The sequence below is a fragment of the Dactylosporangium thailandense genome (genome assembly GCF_059739745.1).
In genome coordinates this window covers 2,444,676-2,463,630 of the sequence record NZ_AP029195.1, presented here as the reverse complement: position 1 = coordinate 2,463,630, position 18,955 = coordinate 2,444,676, and the positions used below count along the sequence as shown (strand labels likewise).

Genomic DNA, 18,955 nt, shown 5'->3' with positions numbered 1-18,955 from the left:
TACCGACCAGCCGGTATCAAGTCAACAGGTCGAACCGGTATCGCGTCCGTGACATCGATGTGACAAACCGCCGGTCAGAGGCCTGCATTGCCTTCATACCGACTGGTATGTATGATCCGGCCGTGCCCATCACCTTGACCCGCGAACACGACGGCCGCGTCGCCCGGGTGGGCTTCGACAACGCCGGGCGCGGCAACGCCTTCGACGACCACGCGCTGCGCGAGCTGGTCGCGGCCATGCAGTCCGCGGCGGCCGATCCGGCCTGCGCGGTCGTGCGGCTCGACATGGCCGGTCGGCACTTCTGCGGCGGCTGGGACACCTCCTCGTTCGCCGGCCTCGCGGGCGCGACGGCGGAGTCGGTCGCGGCCGGCCTGCGCGACAGCGACGCCCAGCTCGGCCGCATCCGGGACCTGCCCGTCCCGGTCGTGGCCGCCGTCCGCGGCCGGGTCATCGGCTTCGGGGCCGGGCTGCTCGCCGCGCTCCACCTGCCCATCGCCGGGCAGAACGCCCGCCTGACGCTGCCCGAGGTCCGCTTCGGCTTCGCCCCGGCCGGCGTCGGCTTCACCATCGCCCGGCGGCTGCCGCGCCCGCAGGCCTACGCGCTGCTGACCGGCGTCACCGAGGCCGCCGCGGCCGACCTGCTCGGCTGGGGCCTGGTCGCCCGCGTGGTGCCCGACGACGACCTCGACGCCGCGGTGGACGAGGTGGTCGCCGCCCTCGCCGCGGTGCCGGGCGACACCCTGCGCGGCGTCGTCGGGGTCGTCGAGGCCAGCCTGGCCACCGGCAGCCCCGAGCGCGCCTACGAGATCTCCGCCGCGACCATCACATCCCGGGAGGTTCACGCATGAACCACCGCTTCCACGCCGGTGAGGCCGTCTGGGTCGAGCTGTGCACCCCCGACCCGGACAAGGCCGAGCGGTTCTACGCGGCCCTGCTGGGCTGGTCGGTACGTCACGAGCCGCTCGGCAGCGGGACGTACCGGATGTGCAGCGTCGCCGGCCGCGACGTCGCCGGCATCTCCGACGCCGCCGCCCTGCACGGCGGCCGCCCCCGCGGCTGGATCACCTACTTCGCCGTCGACGACATCGAGCGCTCCGCCCGCCAGGCGGTCGACCTCGGCGGCGAGCTGGTCACCCGCCCCCGCTACCTCCCGGCCGCCGGCACCGGCGCGGTCGTCGTCGACCCGTTCGGCGCGGTCTTCGGCCTCTACCAGGGCGAGTCGCGGGCCGGCGTCCAGGCACTGAACTCGGTCGGCGCCCTGTGCTGGAACGAGCTGGACACCGGGGAGCCCGAGCGCTCGGTGCAGTACTACCGCTCCCTCTTCGGCTACACCACCCAGCAGCGCGACGACTCCCCCACGGCCCGGCCCTACACCGTGCTCATGCTCGGCGACGTCCCGGTCGCGGGCGTGCTGGAGCTGGACAACGAGTGGCCGAACCTGCTGCCGTCCAAGTGGATCACGTACTTCACGGTCGCGTCCCTCGACGCGGCCCTCGCCCGCGTCACCGCGCTCGGCGGCACCCCGACCGTCGGCCCGGTCGACAGCCCCCACGGCCGTCTGCAGCTGGTGAAGGACCCCGGCGGGCACACGCTGTGCCTGATCGAACTCGAAGGCGGGCTGCGCCCCGATCACCCCTCCGACCCGGCGGTGCAACGATGATGACTGAGCCCTTGTTCGACTCGGCCGAGTTCCGCCAGGTGTGCGGGCACTTCCCCACCGGGGTGACCGCGGTGACCGCCGTCGCGACCGACGGCGCCGTGGCCGCGCTGACCGTGAACTCCTTCACCTCGGTGTCGCTGACCCCGCCGAAGGTCCTGTTCTGCGTCGCGACCTCGTCGTCGAGCTTCCGCGTGCTGATGGAGTCGCAGCGCATCGCGATCCACATCCTGAGCCAGGAGCAGGAGGACGTGGCCCGGCGCTTCGCCACGTCGGGCCTGACCGGCCCCGAGAAGCTGGGCGGCGTCGCCTGGGTCCCGGGCCCCGACGGCGTGCCCCTCCTGCCCGCCACCCCGGCCGTCCTGGCGGGCCGGCGCGACGAGGTCATCACGAGCGGCGACCACGTGATCGTCCTGCTCGACATCGACCACGTCCACCTGAAGCCGTCCCGGGTCCCCGCGCTGTCGTTCTACCGGGGACGGTTCGTCGCCCCGAACGCCGACATCGCGGAGTGACCCGCAGCGCGGTGCCCGCTCAGGCGTTGGCGTAGCCCGGGATGCTGTCGCGGATGCGCTGCATCTCGGCCCCGCCGGAGACACCCTGGAAGTCGTACCGCGGCGTGTAGGGCCGCCGCAGGGCCTCGGCCTCCTCGACGGTGAGGTCGATGTCCAGCGAGGCCACGGCGTCGTTGATCTGGGCGATCGTGTTGGCGCCGACGAGCGGGGCGGTGACCACCGGGTTCCCGCGCAGCCAGGCCAGGGCGACCTGGGCCCGGGTGGCGCCGCGCTCGGCCGCGATCGTGCCGACGGCGTCGACGATCGCGCGGTTGGCGGCCTCCTCGGCGGGCGTGTACAGCATGTCGGCGAAGCCGCCGTCGGTCGCGGCCCGGGCGGTCGACTTCGCGTCGTCCCAGGCGCGGGCGAGCCGGCCACGGGCGAGCGGGCTCCAGATGAGGGTGCCGACGCCCTCGTCGAGGCAGAGCGGGATCATCTCGCGCTCCTCCTCGCGGGCCAGCAGGTTGCAAAGCTTCACCGAATGCACAGTGGCGGCGCGATGCTAGTTCTAGCACCTGAGGCTGCTAGCGCTAGCACCTGTGCTAGCACCTGAAACGTGAGCTGATCTGGGCGTTAGCGGCTAGCAGCCTTTGGCGGCGCTGGGCGTCAACCCTGGCTTCGGCCGGGCTGCGGACCCTCTGGGGTGCTAGATTCGCGGTGTCCGACGAGGGAAACGTCGATGGCGCGCAACGAGGTCGATCCACGGTTCGGTGATCTGCTGCGCGCATTGCTTGAGGCGCGGGGCATCTCGTACCGGGCGCTCGCCGCCCGGGTCTACCAGGGCAAAACTTACGTCCACGACCTCGCTACCGGCCGAGCCGCGCCAACCGTCGAAGTAGCGCAGCGGCTCGATGAGGCATTGGACGCCGGGGGATCGCTCGTCGCCCTGGTCCAGCCACAGCCTGCCGTACCGCCTGCCGCTCCGTCCGTTGACGCGGAGCTGGAGGCCATCGAGCTGGCCCGCCGGGTCGAGGCGAGCGACGTCAGCGATGGCACCCTGACCCGCCTTGAGCAGGCGGCCGACCGGATGGCGATGAGCTACGCCGCCACCCCGCCGGCCGACCTGGTGCCGCAGGTCCGGCGGTACCTCGGCTACGTGACCGGTCTGGTCGACGCACGGATGACGATCGACGCTCACCGTCGCCTGCTCGTCGTCGGCGGCTGGCTCTCGCTCCTGGCCGCCACGCTGCACATCGACCTCCGGCAGCGACCGGCCGCCGAATCCAGGCGACCGCCCAGGAGGGCCGCGCCTGGGCACGGATGGGCAACGCCGGGGAGACCCGCGATGGTTTGGAACGGGTCGCGCGGCTGGTGAGCAACCTGTCCACGCCGGAGCACGCGGAGCATCACTACCGCTACGACCCGGCAAAGGCCATCTCGTACACCGCTACGACCTTGGCCTGGGTCGGCGACCCGGCCGCGGAGGAGTTCGCCCGCACCGCCATCGACGAGCTGCTGTCCGAGCCCGGCGGTGTCCCGCGTCCGCACCGGGTCGCGTCCGCCCGCCTCGACCTGGCCCTCGCGCTGCTGGCCGCCGACCGGCCGGACGAGGCCAGTGCCGAAGCGCTGTCGGCAGTCACCTCGGGACGGATCGTCCCATCGAACTGGTGGCGCGCGGCTGAGGTCCTCGCCGGTGTGGAGGGCACCGGCGTACGCGAGGCGAAGGACCTTCGTGACGCCTGCCTCGCGTTCTGTCCGGCGCAGCGGGAGCTGATGAGCTGACTGTCCGCCGGGTCCGGACAGGCGCGGACATCGACGGACACCGCCGTCGTTCTCAACGCTCCCGGTGATCGCAAGACTGTTGCTGCCATCGCCCTGAAGCCGATGACGAACGCGCAGCGGGCCGACAGCCTCCGCGGCAACGCGCTGCGCTCGCTGCAGCAGTGCAAGAACACGCTCCTGCATGCCGTCTGGTACTTCGAGCACGCCAAGAACGCCTTCCCCCGAAGGCGAACGCGGCGGACGCCAAGCGGGCCGCGAGCAGCCACCAGTTCGAGTACCAGGACCACGAGCGCGCCCGCCGGACGGCTCGAGAAGACCACTACCCCGGCGTCCAAGCCGGGGTAGTGGCGTCGGGGCGGGTCAGCCGATGAGCTCGTAGACCGCGTCGGGGGCGGCGACCGCGTCGGCCGGGGCGGTGATCGGGGCGACCGAGCCGTAGCCCGTGAACGTCAGCTCCGTGCTCAGGTTCTTGTCGAGCTTGGAGCCGTCGATGTGGATGCCGGTCAGGCGGTTGCGATCGTCGAGCGTGGCGGTGAAGGGGACGGACGACGCCTTGGCGCCGGCGTTCTTCACGGCCTGCTCGCTCGGGGCCATGATGCCTTCGACGCCGGTCAGGTCGACGGTGCCGGCCAGACGGGTCTTGTCGGGGCGTTGCACGTCCCCGAGGGTGGCCAGGAGCTCGCCGATGCCGGGCTCCGGGTTGCCGGCCTCGTCGATCGGGATCGCGGTGCCGGTGATCTTCTTCTGGTCGATCTTCATCCAGGTGCCCGGGACCATGCCGTAGTGCTGGTTGATCCGCTCGCCGAAGTCGGCCTGGATGTAGAAATCGGGGGCCACGATCGTGTAGGCGACCGAGACGTGGATGGTGCTGCCGTCGGGCAGGGCCACGTCGCCGCTCTGCTCCAGGAAGGCGGCGTGGGCGCCGGGGTCGACGCGGCCACCGCCGCTCTTGTCGCCCTGTTTGATCGCGAAGTTGTACGCCGTGCGGTCCAGCACCTGCAGCGAGTCGGCGAGGACCTCCTTCGGCGGCCGCGACGGGGCCGCCGACACCGGTCGGGCCTGGCCGGGCGTCGAGGGGATCTCGACGCCACAGCCGGCGAGCGCGGTGAGCACGATCGCTGCAGAGAGTACGACCGCTATGTGCTTCATGATGTCTGTCCTCCAATTGACGGGCCCGGCGATCACGGCCTGTCAGGAGGCTAGAGATGGCGACTTGCAGCCCACTTTTGAACGACTTGTGATGTCGGGAAAGCGGCAGTAGCCGCTAGCCGGCGAGGCGGCGGAGCTCGAGTTCGGCGTAGCCGGAGGTGGCGTCCTGCGGGTCACCGCCGCGCTGGCATCCGCTGGATCTGGTACAGGTCGATGTACTCGGTGCCGAGCCGCCGCAGGCTGTGCTCGACCTCCACCATGATCGCCTTACGGGAGAGCCCCCGGCCGTTGGGCCCCGGCCGCATCGGATGGCGCAGCTTGGTGGCGATGACCACCTCGTCGCGGTCGGCGAAGTCCTTGAGCGCGCGGCCGAGGATCTGCCCGACCTGCTCGCCGCGCACGAGCCCCGGGAGGCCCTGCGGCGCTGGACGAGCGACCTCGTCGACGCCATGCGCAAGAAGCGCGCCCTCGGCGCCGCGCTCAGCCCGGACACCCACAAGACGATGGCGGCACAGAGCTACGGCCCGGTGATCGTGGCGATCACCGGGCTGTTCGACCCCGGCAGGTCCGACAGCACCCTGCGCGCCGACGCCGAGCCGGCGCCCCGGCAGGATCGCAGGGTCAGGCGTAGTAGCGGAACACCGACTCGGCGGCGCAGCAGGTCTGGCCGTCGGCGGCGAACTCGACCACGACCGCGGCCTTCGCCTGGACGCCGCCGTCGATCGGGGTCGCCGACACCAGGGTTGCGGTCGCCTGGATCTCGGTGCCGGGCGGCAGCGGCTTCACGAACCGGACGCGGTCCAGGCCGTAGTTGACGCCCATGGAGTACGACTCGACCTCCAGGATGTCGGCCAGCAGCAGCGGGACGAGGGCCAGGGTGAAGAAGCCGTGCACGATGGTCGTACCGAACGGGCCCGAGCGAGCGCGCTCCACGTCCACGTGGATCCACTGGTGGTCGCCGGTCACGTCGGCGAAGGCGTTCACCTGCTCCTGGGTGACGATCCGGGTCCCGCTCGCGCCGAGCTCGGCGCCGACCAGCTCCAGCAGGGCGTCCGGGTTCGCGGCGGTGGTCTTGTGCGGGGTACGCATGGGCTACTCCTGGGACGCGAGATGCTCGGTGAGGGTCTGCCACTCGCGGTCCCACTCCGCCTCGTCGATGACGGGACGGGCCACGCGCAGCATGCGCGCCACGGCCGCGGGGTCGAGGGACGCCAGATGCTCGGCGAGGGCGGTCGCGCGGGACTCGAGGGCGTCGGCGGGCACGCACTCGCCGACCAGCCCGTTGGCCATGGCCTCCAGGCCGGTCCAGGTCTCGCCGGTGAGCAGCAGCCGCCGGGCCGCGGCCGGGCCGATCGCGCGGGGCAGCAGCACGCTGGAGCCCCAGCCGGGCACCTGGGCGGCGGCGATGTGCCGGTCGCCGATGCGGGCGGTGTCGGCGGCGATCGCGAGGTCGCACGCCAGCAGCAGCTCCAGCCCGCCCCCGAACGCGACGCCGTTGACCGCGGCGATGGTCGGCACCGGGCTGGCGCGCACCGCGCGGACCAGGCGGCGGCCCCGGTCGAGGTACGCGCGCAGGGCCGGCTGGTCGCCGAGCAGCGCCGTGCCCTCGACCATGTCGGCGCCGGCGCAGAAGTGCCGGCCGGTCCCGGTCAGCACGAGCACCCGCACGCCGGGCTCGCCGGCCCGGGACAGCCACGACTCCAGCCCCGCCATGACCGTGGAGCCGCAGGCATTGGCGGCATCGGTACGGTCGATGCGCGCCCAGAGCGCGGCACCGCGCCGGGAAATCTCGACGGGCCCGCTCATGACACGCGCACGCAGAGCTTGCCGAACGCGTCCCCGGCGAGCATGCGCCCGGCCTGCCGTCCCACGCCGTCGAGCTCCACGGTGCTGTCGACCGCGGGCCGGATGCCGTGCGCGTCCACGAACTCGACCAGCGCCCGGAACTCCTCCAGCGTGCCCATCGTGGAGCCGCACACGGTCACCTCGCGGGCGAAGAGCCGGGCCAGCTGCAGCGGCGCCGTGAAGCCGGTCGAGCCGCCGCAGACGACGACGGTGCCGCCGGCGCGCGTCGAGGCCATCGAGTGCTCGAACGTGGCCGGCCCGACGGTCTCGACCACGATGTCGGCGAGCTGCGGCAGCCGGGCCCCGCTGTCCAGCGCGGCGCTCGCGCCGAGGGCGAGGGCCCGCTCGCGCTTGGCCGCCGAGCGGGACGTGACGACGACCGTGGCACCGGCCGCGACGGCGAGGGCGGTCGCGGCGGTCGCGACTCCCCCGCCGGCGCCCTGGACGAGCACGACCCGCCCGGGACCGGCCTGCGCCTTGGTGAACAGCATCCGGTAGGCGGTCAGCCACGCGGTCGGCAGGCAGGCCGCCTCCTCCCAGGACAGTCCGGCCGGCTTGGGCACCAGATGGGCCTCGGGCACCACGATGCGCTCGGCGAGCACGCCGTGCCCGGCGTCGGGCAGCAGGGTGGCGTGGGCGACCGTCCGGCCTCCGGTCTCGGCCGGCAGCACGGGGTACACGACGAAATCCCGTCCATTGTGGACAACCGCGGCGTCGCTGCCGATGACGTGCGGCCCGGGGCCCGCGGGCGTCATCACGCCGCGGAGGGTGAACACGTCGTGCATGTTGAGCGCGCCGGCGCGCACGTCGACGCCGACCCAGCCCGGCGGCGCCTCGGACACCGCCACCTCGCCGACGCGCACGGCGCCGGCCGGGTCCTCGGCCGACGGCTCGGCCACATAGGCGGCCCTCATGCCGGACCGTTCCAGAACGCCACGTCCTTGAGCTCGGCGCGGGCGGCCGGGCGGAAGTCGAGGCCCTTCGTGTACGCCACCGGCAGCAGCGTGATCGGGCGCCAGTCGTCGGGCAGGCCCAGCACCGCCTGGACCTTGCGGGCCTTGTGCGCCATCGCGGTGGCCATCACCGAGCCGAGGCCGCGCGAGCGCAGGGCGAGCTGGAAGGACCACGCGAACGGGAAGACGGAGCCGTAGTACCCGGACGCGGCCCCGCCGACCGGCCGCTCGGGGATCGGCTTGGTGCTGCACAGGATCACGAGCACCGGTACCTCGGCGAGGTGGTCGACGAGGTACTTCACCGCCGCGAGCACCCGCTGCTGCCGCGCCGCGGCGACGGGGTCGGGGCGCACCGACGGGGACAGGCGCGTGACGGTCGCGGCCTCGCCGCTGGCCAGGGGGGCCTCGACGGTCTCGTACCAGACTTCGGAGTACAGCTGCGAAAGTCTGCTCTTGAGGACCGGATCGTCGACGCAGACGATGCGCCAGTCCTCGAGATTGGAGCCCATCGGCGCCTGCTGGGCGAGGCGCAGGCACTCCTCCACGACCTCGCGGCCGACGGGCCGGTCGAAGTCCATGCGGTGGCGCACGGCGCGGGTGGTGCTCAGCACCTCGTCGATGTCGCGGATGACGGGATCGCTCATGCGTGGGTCTCTCCCCAGGGCTGGTCCTCGTAGGGCAGCGGCGTGCCCCACCGGTCGAGGTACGCGACCTCGCCGACCGGGCGGCGGGCGGCGGGGCGGAAGTCGGTGCCGACGGTGTACGCGACGGGCAGCAGCGTGATCTGCAGCGCGTCGGCGGGGATGCCGAGCAGCGCCGCGGCCCGCTCGGCGTGGTGCAGGTGGAGCGTGGTGATGCAGGTGCCGAGCCCGCGGGCCCGCAGCGCCAGGTTGAACTGCCAGATCGCCGGGTACAGCGAGCCGTACACCGCCGAGTGCGTGCCCGCGCCGCCGTGCGCCGGGTTCGGGCGGGTGGCGCAGGGGATGACGAGGTACGGCGCCCGGCCGATGTTGTGCGCCAGGTGCTCGGCCCCGTCGAGGATCCGCGCGGTTCGCGGGTTGACCCGGCCGTCGGCGCCGACGCCGCCGAGGCGGCCCTGGACCGTGCGGTGGGCGGTGCCCTCGTGGCTGTGCAGGGGCTTGTGGACGTGTTCGAGGTAGGCCTCGAGGTACAGCGCGGCGAGATCGGCCTTGCGCGCGGGATCGGCGACGACGACCCAGCGCCAGTCCTCGGCACCGCCGCCGGTGGGGGCCTGGAGGGCGAGCTGCAGGCACTCGCCGAGCACCGCGAGATCCACGGGCCGGTCGTAGTCGAGCCGGCGCCGGATCGCGCGGGTGGTGGTCAGCACGTGGCGCAGGTCGTTGGAGTTCACAGCAGGCCCATCAGGTCGGCGAGGTGCAGGGTGTCGCAGTACTCCCGGACCGCGGCGATCCCGTGGTCGCGGACGTCGACGATCCAGAGGTAGCGGTTCTGGTACCGTCCGCCGTCGCTCAGCAGCGCGTCGCCGCTCGCCTCGATGGCGACCAGCGTGTCGTCGGCGAGCCAGCGGTGCGGGGTCACGGTGACGGCGGCCGAGCGGTACGCGCCGTCGGCGAGTCGCCGGCGCATCTGGGCGAGCTTGTCGGCCATCGCGACCGTGCCGTGGAAGGGGCCGTTCGCGTCGATGTCGCCCGTGCCGTGGTGGCGCCCGCGCCGCCGGTCCCGCCCCGAGTCCGTCCACCAGGTGGCGTCCTCGGCGAACAGCGCCGCGAACGCGTCGATGTCCCCGCGGGCCAGCGCCGGCCACATCGCCCCCGCGGGCTCCGGCAGCGGCTCGCCCGCCTCGGGCACGTGATCCAGGCTGGTGCGGGGCACTGGCTCGCCGTCGCCGATGACGTCCTGGGCGTGCAGGGTGTCCAGGTACTCGCGCACGGACGTGATCGCGCCCCGCTCGTCGACGTCGAAGACGAAGCCGTAGCGGTTGGCGTAGGTACGGCCGTTCGCGTGCACGCCGTGGCCGTCGACCTCGATGACGCACCAGTCGTCGCCGACGACCACGCGGCGCGGGATCTGCCGGCAGCCGGCCGGGAACGCTCCCGGCCCCTGCTCGCGCATGAGGGCGAGCTTGCGGTCCATCGCCATGCGCCCGTGCAGCGGGAAGCGGCCGCTGCCGTCCGGGGCGAGCCGAGGGTCGCCGCCGAGCCGGTCGGGTCCGGTGTCGACCCACCAGGTCGCCCCCGGCGCGCAGAGCCGGCCGAGCCCGCCGAGGCTGCCCTGGTCGAGCGCGCTGATGAACTCCATGCCCGCCCGAGTCGCCCTGGTCACCGCGCCTCCTATTAATACCGACTGGAAGGTATCTACCATGCGACCTGGGCCGATACAAGACTGCCGTGGCATACCGACCGGCTGGTACTGTCCGGTCGTGTTCGAGCTGTCCGAGGAGCATCACGCCATCCGCGCGGCCGTGCGCGCGCTCTGCGACGACAAGGTCGCCCCCAACGCCGCGGCCGCCGACGAGACCGGCGAGTTCCCGCAGGCCTCCTTCGATGCCCTGCGCGCCGCCGACTTCCACGCCCCGCACGTCCCCGAGGCCTACGGCGGCCCCGGCGCGGACGCCCTCGCCACGGTCATCGTGGTCGAGGAGGTCGCCCGGGCCTGCGCCGCGTCGTCGCTGATCCCCGCCGGCGCGAAGCTGGGCACCATGCCCCTGCTCCTGGCCGGGTCGCCCGCGCTGCGCGAGCGCTACCTCCCGCCGGTCGCCCGCGGCGAGGCGATGTTCGCGTACTGCCTCTCCGAACCCGACGCGGGCAGCGACGCGGCGAGCATGAAGACCCGCGCGGTGCTCGACGGCGACACGTGGGTCCTCAACGGCGTCAAGCGCTGGATCACCAACGCGGGCGTCGCGCTGTACTACACCGTCTTCGCCGCGACCGAAGCCGGCATCTCGGCCTTCGTGGTCGAGCGGTCGGACGAGGGTGTGAGCTTCGGCGCCCCCGAGAAGAAGCTGGGCATCAAGGCCAGCCCGACGCGCGAGGTGTACCTCGACAACGTCCGCATCCCCGCCGACCGCATCATCGGCGAGCCGGGCACCGGGTTCACCACGGCGATGCGCACCCTCGACCACACCCGGATCACCATCGCCGCCCAGGCCGTGGGGATCGCACAGGGCGCCCTCGACCACGCGCGGGACTACGTGCGCGAGCGCCGGCAGTTCGGCCGCCCCGTCGCCGACTTCCAGGGCGTCCAGTTCATGCTCGCCGACATGGGCATGAAGCTGGAGGCGGCGCGCCAGCTGACCTACGCGGCGGCGGGCCGCTCGGAGCGCGAGGCGGCGGACCTGACATTCTTCGGCGCGGCCGCGAAGTGCTTCGCCTCGGACGTGGCCATGGCCGTGACGACGGACGCGGTGCAGCTGCTGGGCGGCTACGGTTACACGAGGGACTTCCCCTTGGAGCGCATGATGCGCGACGCGAAGATCACCCAGATCTACGAGGGCACGAACCAGATCCAGCGCATCGTGATGGCACGGCAGCTGCTCAAGGGCTAGGAGCGAGGCACGCCAGGTCCTCGAAGGCCTCTTCGCCGGGGCGCCCGTTCAGGGACCGCGATTTTGCGCCCCGGACACCTCATCGGCCTCGGCATGCCGGCAGACCGCCCCTTCGCCGAACTCGATCCGAAGGCTACGGCCCGCCTCCGCGACCGTCGGAAGCCTACGAGACGACCCAGCAACGCGTTGGGGAACGTACGCACCGGGTCGCGACGTCGGCACCGTCACTCCCTCGACGGGCCAGGTACAGGCATGGATGAGTGCCGACGCCGCCGGCGAACGAGACCGGTGGATCGGTACGTACGTCATCAGCTACCGCGACGGCCGGCCCGACCACATCCACTTCTGCGGCCACTCAGGAGACTGATCCCTCACGCATCCGGCACATTTCGGCGACGTACTCGCGGGCACCCCGGCCCTCGGCGGCGATGACTTGCCGTGCATTCGGGCCATCGAACTTGACGCATCCCCATATGGTGGCCTTACCGCGTCGCGGTTCCGTCAACTCGCCCCAGGAAAGTCGCCCGGCCTACGGAGGCGCCGTGAAGTTCGACGACGTGTTCTGGTACATCGTCATATTCCTGTTCCTCTTCGGCGGCGGTACCGCGGGCTTCGTGCAGCACCTCCAGTCCCGCCGGCACGAGTTCAAATTGGCGATGGCCAAGGAAAAGGTCAAGCTGGAGCAGGCGAAGGCGAAGCTGGCTGAGGAGCAGAACCGGCAGACCGCACTGGAGGTGCGCAAGGCAGAGCTGGAGATCGAACGCTATGACCGGCGGATCCCGGGCATGCTATCGATTCCACTCACCGACAGCGCAACCGACAACGCCGCGGAAGAGACGCCGTAGCCGAATCTCCGCCGACCGCCGCCACCCATAGGCATACCCGGGCCGTGCGGGCGTGAGCGCGCGCCATGCCAGGTCTCGAAGCACTCTTCGCCTGGTCGCCAACACATCCAATGCCCGTCCGTGAAGCCGCTCAGGAGCGCATCTCTGGCCCGAGCAGCTGATCGGCTCTGGGCCTCACGCAGCGCGCCCCATCGTCGAACTGGATCCGAAGGCCACGGCCCGCTTTCTCTATCGTTGCCACAGCATGGCCCGATAAGAATGCACGCAGCGCGTCGGCGCAGCCCACTTGCCCCGGATCGATCAGGCCGGATGTGCACGGCCTTGTTGGCCCGGAGAGCGCCAAGCGACGACACTGCGGTGGTGAGTCGGTCGTTGCTGGTGGTATCGCTGCACTGTCTCTCGCGGGACGGGCTGTCGGAGTGGCTCGCATCGGTGCAATCGGTGCGTGGTGCGCCCGATCACGCGCCCGAGCCTGTGCCGCTGCCTTCGGCCGCCGAAGTTCTGGACGCCTTCCGGTCGGCAGGTTGCCATGGGACGAACTGGTTCAGGTTGCTGGGCGAGGAGGCGGGCTCGCGATTGCCCGAGTGTCCGGATGCGGGCACCTGCGCGAGCCTCGGAGGACACGACCTGGGTGAGGTCAGCGTGTACTGCGCCGGTGGGACCAGCAGCCTGCAGCCGATTCCGGCGGATGCCGCGGTGGAGACGGTGTCGTTCCGCAAGCCGAGCGCAGCGGCGGTATTGCGTGCAGTATGTGCATTGGCGCCGATAGCCGGGCCGCAGTTGGTCTTCGACGATTCAGCGGCTGCGGCATTCGTGGTCTGGCCAGACGAGCACGCCGATGCCTTGATGAACGACTGGCCCTGGTGATCCGATCTCCGTAACCCGTCGCTCATCGGGACGACACGAGGTAAGCGACGGCCGCCGCCACGGTGAGCGACGTGCGGCACCTCCGCGCACGCTACGGAATCGCCTGCGGGCCACGAAGCAGCGCTGCGATGTGCTCGATTTCCTGCGCGGTGACGTCGGCATCGAGCCGGCTGCGGACTCCGCCGAAGTCCTGGTCGTACAACCTCTGCAACTCGTCCACGGTGACCCCTCTCCGCAACATCGTCGAGCGGACCGGCCAGTAGCCCTGCACCCGCTCTGCGAGCATGCCGCGGCAGTGGGTGATCACGTGGGGGGTGATCGAGTCGTAGAGCCGGTCCGGGTCGTGGACCGCTTGACGGGCCCAGTCGTCGCCCCAGAACTCCAGGGTCCACCCGGGCCACAGCTCGGCCCAGCGCTGCCGCAGCCCGTGCAACGGCTCCACGCTCCACAGCCCGGCCCACCGCGCGGCCGGGTCAAGGTCCAAGCCGGCGGTCGGTGGGTTGTCGGCGGAGTCGGGAAGCTCGGGCCCGGCGGCGACCCACTCGACGAGGTCAGGGCCCATCCGCCAACGCCGCCACGCCCCGTCGGCGTTCAATCCGTACAGACGCACCCGGCCGTCAGCGCCGCGGATGGTGACAACGGCCGCTACGAGGTCGTCCGGCCCGAACTCGTTGCGCTCGGTGGGCTCAGGCCGCTCGTCGTCGCGTGCCGCGGCCGGGTCGACCCCGACGTACGCCATCAGGTCGGCAACGCCGTCGTAGGCCCACCGAATCTCCCAGCCCGGCCACGTCGCCGCATACGCCTCCAGCATCGCCACCCGATACCGCATCAAGTTGTACGGACGGTTGAACAGCAGCAGCACCCGCCGGTCCACATCGATCAGCGCACCGCCGTCGCACATGACATCGCTGAACCAATGACCGTCCGCGCACTCGCCCAGGTGTGCCAGCCAACGCAGCACCACGTCCGGACCGGTCGCGAAGTTGTAGTCGATCGCCTCGCCCGAGCCGCCGCCAAGCGAATACACGGTGTACTCGCCGCCGCGGACCACGACGTAGTTGACCCTGCTACTCACCGCCGTACCGTAGCGCTCCCGTCAAGGGTCGGTGATCGGCCCGGCCGCGACTTCTTCGACGGCTCGACACCCGCAACCCGCCCGGCATGCGGCCACGAGACTGCGTCGGTGCTCGAGCCGCCAACGTGGTCTAGCGCCAATCCCGATTCGAGTGCAGGCCTCCTGTTCCATGCGCGCGACTCGCAGCCTGCGCAAGCCGTGGCAGACGTGTCGGCGGAAAGCGCTACAAAGCGTGACGATCTTCTACTGCTGCAGGCGCGCGACGTCTGCGGCAGATGAGGATACCTCGGAGCATCGGCCCACCCGCGTTGAGCCACCTGCAGGATCAGATGGAATTCAGACGAGTGCGACCGGCTGATATCCCGTGGACATCTACCCCAGTTGCGCGCACACTCCGCGGAATGCGCACCTCGGATGCGGATCTGGCCCTGCACTGGCTGGCCGAGGCAGGTATAACACCGCTCAGCCCCGGTCGATGGCTGTCCGGCGTGACGGAGATGTCGAACGACGACGTAGCTTTCGCCTGTGCGTACGGCATGATCTACGACGGCGAATCGGGCGTAGTGCAGCGAGTTCAAACCGCGCTGGGCCTGCTGGACCTGACCGGCGCGTTCGAGGTCTTGGTCCATTTGAACGCATACGTCTGCGGCCATGCCGACCCGGCGGTCATCAGCGCCTTCTGGGCTGGCTGCCGTACACGTCTGGAAGCAGCCGATCCGATCGAGTATCTGCGGTTGTCCCTACGGACGTACTGGTTCATCGGAGGCACCTCCGAGGCCGCATTCGCCGCGTTACTCGGCGATGATGTACGCCGACTCGCGGCGAACGACCGCCTGCCTGATCTCGCCCACGGCCCACTGCACCGCCGCGTACGCCACGTGCTGGAAGACTCCGGCACGGTCCGCTGGGCCAACAAGCACGACATCTTCCGAGCCGTCGCGACAGTCGTCGAACTGCACCCGGCGGTGTACCGCGGTCTGCTGGCCGGTTATCAGTCGGTTTACGGCGACCTTCAACCGGCGGATGCGCTGATGCTGCTGGAGCGCCTGCAGCTTCCGGCCGACACCGAAGGCCTCGCCCAACTGCGGACGGTCTTGCGCACCGGCGCCAAGAACCACTACGACGATCCGGCTTTGTGGAACGCGTAGCACCGCGTGCATTCCGCGACTTCGCCGAACATGATCGGGTGCCCTCTCATCGGAAGGACAGGAAGCCCCTTGCCGCTCCGGGCCAGTCGCCGTCCGTGACGAGCACTGGCCCAGCGGCGCGCATCAACGGGGTGGCATGTCCGCGCACGTGATCATGATGTTGGGGGTGCCGGGTGTTGTTCCGTGAGGTGCGCGGACGTGACAAGGTGTTGTGCACCCTGACTTTGACGTTCAGTGACCGCCGGTAAGGGTGTGGAAGGTGCCTTGGTGGCCGAAGGCCTGCAACCAGCGGGCAGCGTCACGCACTCCGGCGGAGCCGCCCAGTCCGGCAGCGGCCAGCTGAGCCGGTTTCCAGCCGGTGGCCAGTAGCTCCGTCCACTGACGGCAGTTGAGGGTCAACACTCGCAATGCGGGGAACGCGGCGATCATCTCGATGTCCGGCACCGTCGCCCCGGACAGATCTAGACGGACCAGGTTCGGCAGGGTGGCCAGATCGGCGACCGGCGTCGACCCGTCGTTGCCGCTCAGGGTGATGTCGATGATGGTCGGCGGCAGCGCAGCGAATTCCCATCGTGCCGCCTCCACTAGCAGGCGTTCGACCGGCAATCTGGCGGAAAGCGTCATGTCCACCAGTGGCGCATTCCCACGTATCACAATGGATCGAAGGTTCGTGAAGGGCTCGAAGTCGGCGACACGAACTGGGCCTTTCGCGCGAAGCACAACCCCCTGGGCCGTTACCGGCAGGTCCGCGATGCTCTCCACAGTGATCTCGGGGTCCGGCGGTGACGGGCGCTCGTCGTCAAGCGTCGCGATCGCGCGGCGGAGTAAGTCGGTGACCGAGGCGGTGACGTATTCGACCGGCGACCACACGTCTCGTCCGTGCCTGACAACCTGCCCGATGCGGCCTAGCGGTCCTGGATCGAGGTCGACGGCCGCGAAGTTCATGCCGTAGTCGCGAGCGAATGTGACCCAGCCGTTGCTCGACGACACTCGGCGCACGTGCCCGCTCGGCACGCAGTCAAAGATCACCGCGTCGTCGAACGGGCCGTCGTGGTAGCCGGGATGGTTCTTGCGGTTCCACTCGACGAGCACGTCAAGAGGTGCGAGAACGAACGGGTCGAGCAGTCCCGACTCGCCGCTGTCGTCATGGACCAGCCGGTAGAGTGCCCGCAGATCCTCCGGCAGCCGCACCCCGAGCTGTTGTTCGGCGGCAAGGATCTCCTCCTCGGAGTAGCCCGGTGCGTACCCCTGCGGATGATGCTGCGCGACGAACTCGTCGACCAGTCGCTCGACCTCGGCCAGCACCGAGAAATCGGTGACACTGGTATTGGCGACACCAGGTGAACGGGCCGGCGGCAATTCATGTCCGGGCATGCGGTACTGCTCGTCGAGGACAATCCGGGCAGGCAGGGATGGCACAGCCCACGACCAGTGGATCGTGTACGTCCCGTTCGGGTCGCCGATCATCTCGACCGTCAAATCCTGACCGGCAACCCTGGGCAGCGCCGCCATGGCATTGCTGAGGTCCAGGTTGTTCCAGCGGCCGAGCAATGCCGGCTCACCCGCCATGGTGTACGTCTGGCTTCGGTGACCCCAGGAATGCACGGTGGTCAGCTGGTAGCCGGGCTGCCGGAGACCCGCCACAAACGCCTTGCCTAACCGGTGCAGAACCTCGTCAATCTCGGTCACACCGGGATTGTTTCAGCCGCGCGCACGGCCAGGATCACAGCGCCACGCAGGTCGGTTGCTGGACCCGCCGGCCGCGGTCAGCTCCATCGACATCGCCCAGGGCCTGCTCGGCGAGGGGCGGTTCGGCGGCCCGGTGCCCGCCCCCGCGGCGTTTCCGGCCCGCTGGCCGGCGCTCGCACAGGGCGCGACCTTCGCGCTGGGCCTGCTGGTGCCCGGTACTGCTGGCAGCGACCGCCGTCGTCGCGATCGCGCGGGCTTTCCGCCGGCGTCGCGCTGCCGTCCGGTCCTGACATCGCCCGGTGGTGTGAGGTTCGGCGCCGCCGGGCGGGTAGTCACCCGATCGCCGCGCCGAAGTCCGATCGGCACGGCAACGGAAAATTCCGATGATGTCCGACACGACGGCGGGCGGGGCCGCGAGCGCCCCGCCCGCGGCGCGGAGGCCTCACACGCCGAGGTCCCGCAGCAGACCAAGTGCGTCGCGCCGGGCTTGGAGCAGGCGGGCGAACCGGTCGGCCGAGACCGCCGGCCGCGCGAGGGCAGCCTGGCCCGCCGCCCGCAGCAGCAGGTTGATCGCGAACGGCTCGACGATGTCGGCCTCGACCGCACGCTGCCGTACCACCCGGCGGCACGCCGCGTCCGGGGCGGCGTGCGCGAGCGCGGCGAGGTCGCACCCGGCGAGGTACATCCCGCCGTCGCCGAAGCGGGTCAGCGTGAGCCGGCGTGACGGGAGCCGGATGACGTTGCGCAGGGTGAGATCGCCGTGGGCGAAGGTCCGGTCCTGCTCGCAGCGGCGCAGCAGCGCGGTGAGCCGCCCGGCCTCGTCGGGCGTGAGGTGGCCCGCACGTTCGTACCGGTTGATCCACGCGGGGTAGTCGACGGTCCACCGCCGGGCGTCCTCGGCCTGCGGCTGCCAGGTGGACAGCAGTGCGGCGGCGCGCACGACCGCCGCCCATTCGCCGCCGCCGAGCCGCGGCCGGCGGTCGGGGCGCTGGTGCAGCGGTTCGCCCACGGCCCGGCTGACGACGAGGACGCGATCGTCGTGCCAGCGATGCTCCTCGACCGGCACCCGGGGCGGGTCGCGGCGCATCGCCGTCGCGATCTCGGCGCGGCGGCGGAATCGGCGCAGGGCATCGGGGCTGTCCGCGGTCCGGACGATCGCGGTGACGGGCTCGCCGTTCCAGCGGCCGGTCAGGGCCAACTCGCCGGTGCCGCCGGGCGCCGGAGGCCTTCGGTCCAGGGTCAGGGCCGGCGGGAAGGCCGGCGTCCACAGCACGGCGCCGGCGTCGGGCCCGGCCGGCTGGGCCTCACCCGGCGCCCCGAGCCGGCGCGCGCACCGGGCCGCGAGCCGGTGCAGGGTGCTCAGCTCCGCCGTCGTCCACGCGCGGGGCTCGACGTCGATGGCGCACAGCGCGCCCACGACCTGGTTGCCGGGGCCGCGCAGCGGGGCGCCCGCGTAGGCGGCGACGCCGAGGTCACGGATCGCGTGGCTGGTGTGCAGGACCGGGTCACGCCGCACGTCGGCGACCGCGAGGAGGCGGCCGGAGCCGACGACGTACTGGCAGATGGAGTGGGTCAGCGGCGTCTCCCGCCGCCGCTGCCACGGCTCGGGCAGCCCGACCGATCCGGGCATGATCTGCCGGGTCCGCTCCACCAGGACGAGCAGGACGACCGGCACCTGCAGTATCCGGCTCGCCATCTCGGCGAGCCGGTCGCACCAGGGCGTCGGCTGCGCGTGCAGACCGGTGGCGACGACGGCGTGCAACCGGGCCGCGTCCCGCACCACGGCGGCGGCGTTGAGCACGTCGATCACGGCACCCTCCCGGCCGGTCCGATCGGCCGCGCCGGCAGACAGCGACGACTGACTATTCATTCGACGGCGAGGCGATACCCGGATCGCATCGACCGATCGGCTCGATGGTGCCAGC

19 protein-coding genes and 1 pseudogene are annotated in these 18,955 nt (G+C 71.4%); 8 read left to right on the top strand and 12 right to left on the bottom strand.

What is annotated here, in order from left to right; translation table 11 throughout:
* The first annotated feature begins 122 nt into the window (after positions 1-122).
* From AC6JBM_RS10870 to AC6JBM_RS10860, 3 genes are read left to right on the top strand one after another with little or no spacing between them, the layout of a single operon-like run.
* On the top strand, positions 123-848 hold the full coding sequence (locus AC6JBM_RS10870) for an enoyl-CoA hydratase/isomerase family protein (protein ID WP_497983473.1): 726 nt from the start codon (positions 123-125) through the stop codon (positions 846-848).
* The gene (locus AC6JBM_RS10865) at positions 845-1,660 is read left to right on the top strand and encodes a VOC family protein (RefSeq protein WP_497983472.1); all 816 of its coding nucleotides are present in this window, start codon (positions 845-847) and stop codon (positions 1,658-1,660) included. The genes AC6JBM_RS10870 and AC6JBM_RS10865 overlap by 4 nt, the downstream gene beginning before the upstream one ends.
* The gene (locus tag AC6JBM_RS10860; RefSeq protein WP_350617598.1) at positions 1,657-2,172 is read left to right on the top strand and encodes a flavin reductase family protein; all 516 of its coding nucleotides are present in this window, start codon (positions 1,657-1,659) and stop codon (positions 2,170-2,172) included. The genes AC6JBM_RS10865 and AC6JBM_RS10860 overlap by 4 nt, the downstream gene beginning before the upstream one ends.
* A 19-nt stretch (positions 2,173-2,191) precedes the next feature.
* Here the strand turns inward: AC6JBM_RS10860 and AC6JBM_RS10855 are convergent, their stop codons facing one another.
* Positions 2,192-2,689, bottom strand: a complete 498-nt coding sequence (locus AC6JBM_RS10855; protein ID WP_497983471.1) for an aldo/keto reductase — start codon at positions 2,687-2,689, stop codon at positions 2,192-2,194.
* A gap of 201 nt (positions 2,690-2,890) precedes the next feature.
* Between AC6JBM_RS10855 and AC6JBM_RS10850 the strand changes: the two are divergent.
* Positions 2,891-3,933, top strand: a pseudogene (locus tag AC6JBM_RS10850) (helix-turn-helix domain-containing protein).
* A gap of 360 nt (positions 3,934-4,293) precedes the next feature.
* Here the strand turns inward: AC6JBM_RS10850 and AC6JBM_RS10845 are convergent.
* The 8 genes from AC6JBM_RS10845 to AC6JBM_RS10810 all read right to left on the bottom strand — a co-directional run bounded on the left by AC6JBM_RS10845 (position 4,294) and on the right by AC6JBM_RS10810 (position 10,184).
* Entirely contained in the window at positions 4,294-5,082 is a 789-nt protein-coding gene (locus AC6JBM_RS10845; protein WP_497983470.1) for a hypothetical protein, read from the bottom strand.
* Positions 5,083-5,255: 173 nt separating this feature from the next.
* Positions 5,256-5,579, bottom strand: a complete 324-nt coding sequence (locus AC6JBM_RS10840; protein ID WP_497983469.1) for an aldo/keto reductase — start codon at positions 5,577-5,579, stop codon at positions 5,256-5,258.
* A gap of 124 nt (positions 5,580-5,703) precedes the next feature.
* The gene (locus tag AC6JBM_RS10835) at positions 5,704-6,171 is read right to left on the bottom strand and encodes a MaoC family dehydratase (RefSeq protein ID WP_497983468.1); all 468 of its coding nucleotides are present in this window, start codon (positions 6,169-6,171) and stop codon (positions 5,704-5,706) included.
* Positions 6,172-6,174: 3 nt separating this feature from the next.
* Positions 6,175-6,888 (bottom strand): enoyl-CoA hydratase/isomerase family protein, encoded by a 714-nt coding sequence (locus AC6JBM_RS10830; RefSeq protein ID WP_497983467.1) that lies wholly within the window; start codon positions 6,886-6,888, stop codon positions 6,175-6,177.
* Entirely contained in the window at positions 6,885-7,841 is a 957-nt protein-coding gene (locus tag AC6JBM_RS10825; protein WP_497983466.1) for a zinc-binding dehydrogenase, read from the bottom strand. The genes AC6JBM_RS10830 and AC6JBM_RS10825 overlap by 4 nt, the downstream gene beginning before the upstream one ends.
* Positions 7,838-8,524 carry a nitroreductase family protein gene (locus AC6JBM_RS10820; RefSeq protein ID WP_497983465.1) on the bottom strand — a complete coding sequence of 229 codons (687 nt, stop codon included), beginning with the start codon at positions 8,522-8,524 and terminating at the stop codon, positions 7,838-7,840. Before AC6JBM_RS10820 ends, AC6JBM_RS10825 begins: the two co-directional genes overlap by 4 nt.
* Positions 8,521-9,252, bottom strand: coding sequence for a nitroreductase family protein (locus tag AC6JBM_RS10815; protein WP_497983464.1), 732 nt, complete (start codon positions 9,250-9,252; stop codon positions 8,521-8,523). Before AC6JBM_RS10815 ends, AC6JBM_RS10820 begins: the two co-directional genes overlap by 4 nt.
* A complete protein-coding gene (locus AC6JBM_RS10810) occupies positions 9,249-10,184 on the bottom strand; it encodes a nuclear transport factor 2 family protein (protein ID WP_497983463.1) in 936 nt (311 codons plus the stop codon). Before AC6JBM_RS10810 ends, AC6JBM_RS10815 begins: the two co-directional genes overlap by 4 nt.
* A gap of 37 nt (positions 10,185-10,221) precedes the next feature.
* Between AC6JBM_RS10810 and AC6JBM_RS10805 the strand changes: the two genes are divergently transcribed.
* From AC6JBM_RS10805 to AC6JBM_RS10795, 3 genes are all read left to right on the top strand, one after another.
* A complete protein-coding gene (locus AC6JBM_RS10805; protein WP_497983462.1) occupies positions 10,222-11,406 on the top strand; it encodes an acyl-CoA dehydrogenase family protein in 1,185 nt (394 codons plus the stop codon).
* Between the two features lie 542 nt (positions 11,407-11,948).
* Positions 11,949-12,251, top strand: coding sequence for a hypothetical protein (locus tag AC6JBM_RS10800; protein WP_497983461.1), 303 nt, complete (start codon positions 11,949-11,951; stop codon positions 12,249-12,251).
* Between the two features lie 360 nt (positions 12,252-12,611).
* Positions 12,612-13,118 (top strand): hypothetical protein, encoded by a 507-nt coding sequence (locus AC6JBM_RS10795; RefSeq protein WP_497983460.1) that lies wholly within the window; start codon positions 12,612-12,614, stop codon positions 13,116-13,118.
* 91 nt (positions 13,119-13,209) lie between these two features.
* Here AC6JBM_RS10795 and AC6JBM_RS10790 read toward each other — a convergent pair whose 3' ends face one another.
* Positions 13,210-14,193: a hypothetical protein gene (locus AC6JBM_RS10790; RefSeq protein WP_497983459.1), complete on the bottom strand. Its 984-nt coding sequence runs from the start codon at positions 14,191-14,193 to the stop codon at positions 13,210-13,212.
* A gap of 401 nt (positions 14,194-14,594) precedes the next feature.
* On the opposite strand from AC6JBM_RS10790, the gene AC6JBM_RS10785 reads away from it, so the two are divergent.
* Entirely contained in the window at positions 14,595-15,341 is a 747-nt protein-coding gene (locus AC6JBM_RS10785; RefSeq protein ID WP_497983458.1) for a hypothetical protein, read from the top strand.
* A gap of 231 nt (positions 15,342-15,572) precedes the next feature.
* Here AC6JBM_RS10785 and AC6JBM_RS10780 read toward each other — a convergent pair whose 3' ends face one another.
* Together AC6JBM_RS10780 and AC6JBM_RS10775 are read right to left on the bottom strand one after the other, a co-directional pair.
* Positions 15,573-17,030: an SMI1/KNR4 family protein gene (locus tag AC6JBM_RS10780; protein WP_497983457.1), complete on the bottom strand. Its 1,458-nt coding sequence runs from the start codon at positions 17,028-17,030 to the stop codon at positions 15,573-15,575.
* Between the two features lie 442 nt (positions 17,031-17,472).
* Positions 17,473-18,840: a GAF domain-containing protein gene (locus AC6JBM_RS10775; protein ID WP_497983456.1), complete on the bottom strand. Its 1,368-nt coding sequence runs from the start codon at positions 18,838-18,840 to the stop codon at positions 17,473-17,475.
* Positions 18,841-18,955 lie beyond the last annotated feature (115 nt).